We start from the raw sequence: 3,169 nt of genomic DNA on the forward strand, positions 1-3,169 counted from the left end.
GTTACCACCATCCCCACCGCTGGCGTCGCCCGATATGCCGGGAGCATTGTCCCCCGATGTTTCGAGGGCGCCAGATGCGTTGTTTGTTATATCGACGGTTCCGCCCTTGGCGCCATCGCCGCCTTTACCACCCTTGATCTCCACAAAAGGCGGGACGGCTGTTGCATGGACAGCCGAGCCGCCATCGCCGCCGCGCCCACCCCGGGCGCTGCCAACGAAAGCGGCCTCCCCGGAGGTCGTGCGGCCGACACTATTCGTTCCCGTAGCCGGCGCCACCGGCGAATGGCCATCTCCGGCGTCAGCAGTACCGATTCCGTCATCACCATTGTCGCCCGGTGCACCATCCGTATTGATGGACAATTGCTGCGCATGGGCCGGAGATTGAGCGTAAGGAAAGACCAGCCCCACCAGTGCCGTAGCGCAAAGCAATCGAGCTATCCGTTTGGGCAGAGTGGCGAGACATTGATTCGGCCGGCCGGGCAAACCCTTCTGAGTCGCCGCGGCATCACGAAGAACTTCCTCAGAACATGCCCTGGCTGAACCGTCGTCGGCCGATGCGCACGACAATACGGCAACGCGCTCTGTGAACAAAGCCATGCACTTACCCCCCATTTTACGGGGGCGCGCCTCAATGCCTGCTTGAGTCCGACGCCACCGCTATGCTCTGCTCATGCAATTGCAATAAGGATGCCGGCACTGTGCAATAAGGTTCAATGCATTAAAACAGGGCATCCGTATTCCCACTTGCGGAGCTCTGACTCAATTAGAATACATTAACTTATGCCGGATGAAACCAAAAATTTACGTGGGGAACACTGACCAAAGCCACCGACGTTTCATAGTCATCATATGATGACTATCTGCCGTTTCGCGGCCGAAATCGCAGAACAAAGCGATTGGACCGCCCGATTTCGTGATACTCGACCCGCTGGCCATGGCATCGACGCGCAAACGCCCTATATCAAAGGACAGAGTTTTTGCGCGGGAATGAACGGATGTCGGCACTTCGGCCATCAACGATCTTCACAGTGGCAATGCTGGCCACGGCAGTGCTGGCGGGCGTTTGCCTGCCGGCTTCCGCGCAAGCGCTCAATCCCGCTACCGGCAACAATGCGCTGATCCGGCAGAACGACCTGCAAATCCTGCAAAACAGGATACAGCGGCAGCAATATCAACAGCAACAGCAGCAGAATCGCGCCCAGGACCGCCAGATCTTTCAGCAACCGCCACCGGTCGTGCAGCAGCTCAAGCCAAGCTGCCAGACACAGATAATCGGCACCACCGCCGTGAGCAATTGCCGCTGACATCAAGGCCTTTTTCGTTTATTTAGCCGACTTATGTATTTCGAGTGTCGTTGGCACATGCGAAAGTTTTGGTTTTGCAACGACGCCTTGTCGCGCTATGCGGCATTGCATCGACTGGATTGACGAATGGCAGCCACCAAGAAAAAGGCCGTACGCAAGGCAAAGAAGGGCGAGAGAATCCGCCAGGTGGCGGCTATTCCCTTCCGGCTGACCGCGCGTGGCGATATCGAGGTGATGCTGGTCACGTCGCGTACCACCAGGCGCTTCATCGTCCCCAAGGGCTGGCCGATGAAGGGCAAGAGCGGACGCAAGGCGGCCACCATCGAGGCGCAGGAGGAAGCCGGCGTGCTCGGCAAGACGCTGAAGCAGCCGGCGGGCACCTATTCCTACTGGAAGCGGCTGGCAAATCGCTTTGTCCGCGTCGACGTCATCGTCTACCTGCTCGAGGTGAGCGAGGAACTGGCCGACTGGCAGGAAGCCAAACGACGCCAGCGGGCCTGGCTGGCGCCAGCCGATGCGGCCATGCTCATCGACGAGCCGGATCTTTCAACGTTGGTGAAGACGCTGAAGATCCCTGTGCAGGTGGACCAGGCGTAGAGCCTCACTCGCCGGGGTCATCGCTTTCGGGAAACGGCCGCACCGGCGTGCCGGTATAGGCCCACAGCCACTCGCGCGGCAGCGGCCCCTTGTTTCGCTCGGCCTGCTGCGACTGCTCCCAGGCATGCGCCAGGATGCCGACCGAGCGCGACAGCACGAAAAGCCCTCGCGTCAGCGGCGGCGGAAAACCGAGTTCGCCATAGATGACGGCGGTGGCGCCATCGATGTTGAGGGGTATTTTTTTCCCCTTGCGGCGTTCGACATCCGCCTCGACCGCTTCGGCGATATCGGCGAAACGCCCATTGACGGCACCGCGTGCGGCAAATTCGCGGGTCAGTTCCAGCAAGCGCGGCGCGCGCGGGTCGACGGGATGGAAGCGATGTCCGAGCCCCGGCACATAGCCCTTCTCCTCGGCGAAGAACCGGTCGAGCCGCGCCGAGACCGCCTCATTCAGCGTCATCCCGGCATCAATCGCCACGGCAATGTCACCATAAAAGGAAAGCGCCTGCTCGCCGGCGCCTCCATGCACGTCGCCGAGAACGTTGATGGCCGAGGCCATGGCGCTGTTGATACCGACGCCGCAGGTTGCAGCCATGCGCGCGATGGCAATCGATGGCGCCTGCGGTCCATGGTCGACGGCGGCAGCCAAGGCAATGCCGAGCAATTCTGCCTGGTCCTCGCTGGGCAGTTCGCCGCGCAGCATCAGCCAGATGACAGCCGGAAAGCTGACGCGGCCGATCAGATCCTGGATCTCGTAGCCACGCAGCCGGATGACACCTGGCCGCATCTCGATGATGTCGGTCTGCCACCATTCCTCGCCGCGCTCACGGCCCGTCTTCTTCTCCGTGCCGCTCATGCGCGTGCCTTTGTCCTGGTGCGGGGCGGCAGGTCGGCGAACACCTCGCTCATATGTTCGCCGAGCGCCGGCGGCGGCTTTGTCGGCAAGGGCGCCTCGCCATCGACCATGAAGCCGCCGCGCAAAACGGTCAGCGGCTTCTTCATGCCAGCCACATCGTCGAAATGCGCGGTCACCTGGCGCTCGAGGACTTGGGGCTCGGCCAGCACTTGCGGGATCGTCAGCACCCTGCCGGCAGGCACGCCGGCGCGATTGAGCGTCTCTTCCCAGGCCGCCGCCGAGGCGCCCGCCAGGGCGTCCTCGATCTCGACTTTAAGCGCCGCACGGTTGCGCTTGCGCGTCTCGCGCTCTGCATAGCGGACATCGGAAGCCAATTCCGGCCGGCCGATCAGCCGGCACAGCGCCACGAACT

General features: G+C 62.0%; 4 protein-coding genes and 1 pseudogene. 2 read left to right on the forward strand and 3 right to left on the reverse strand.

Annotated elements, in window-relative coordinates:
- Positions 1–597: pseudogene (locus tag EN994_RS24315) on the reverse strand (hypothetical protein); the annotation flags it as partial.
- Between the two features lie 398 nt (positions 598–995).
- Between EN994_RS24315 and EN994_RS24320 the strand changes: the two are divergent.
- Positions 996–1,304 carry a hypothetical protein gene (locus tag EN994_RS24320; RefSeq protein ID WP_013529617.1) on the forward strand — a complete coding sequence of 103 codons (309 nt, stop codon included), beginning with the start codon at positions 996–998 and terminating at the stop codon, positions 1,302–1,304.
- 126 nt (positions 1,305–1,430) lie between these two features.
- A complete protein-coding gene (locus EN994_RS24325; RefSeq protein ID WP_013529616.1) occupies positions 1,431–1,901 on the forward strand; it encodes an NUDIX hydrolase in 471 nt (156 codons plus the stop codon).
- Positions 1,902–1,905: 4 nt separating this feature from the next.
- Here the strand turns inward: EN994_RS24325 and EN994_RS24330 are convergent, their stop codons facing one another.
- Positions 1,906–2,757, reverse strand: coding sequence for a citryl-CoA lyase (locus tag EN994_RS24330; RefSeq protein ID WP_063168996.1), 852 nt, complete (start codon positions 2,755–2,757; stop codon positions 1,906–1,908).
- The coding region (locus tag EN994_RS24335) for a CoA transferase (protein ID WP_206530486.1) at positions 2,754–3,169 on the reverse strand (416 nt) is incomplete at its 5' end. The genes EN994_RS24330 and EN994_RS24335, both read right to left, overlap by 4 nt.

The sequence above is a fragment of the Mesorhizobium sp. M7A.F.Ca.CA.002.09.1.1 genome (assembly GCF_003998555.1).
Classification (GTDB): Bacteria; Pseudomonadota; Alphaproteobacteria; order Rhizobiales; family Rhizobiaceae; genus Mesorhizobium; species Mesorhizobium ciceri.

Bases quoted from the DNA above. Each gene is read 5' to 3' on its own strand.
- EN994_RS24320 (WP_013529617.1), top strand. From the start codon at position 996: ATGTCGGCACTTCGGCCATCAACGATCTTCACAGTGGCAATGCTGGCC.
- EN994_RS24330 (WP_063168996.1), bottom strand. From the start codon at position 2,757: ATGAGCGGCACGGAGAAGAAGACGGGCCGTGAGCGCGGCGAGGAATGG.
- EN994_RS24325 (WP_013529616.1), top strand. From the start codon at position 1,431: ATGGCAGCCACCAAGAAAAAGGCCGTACGCAAGGCAAAGAAGGGCGAG.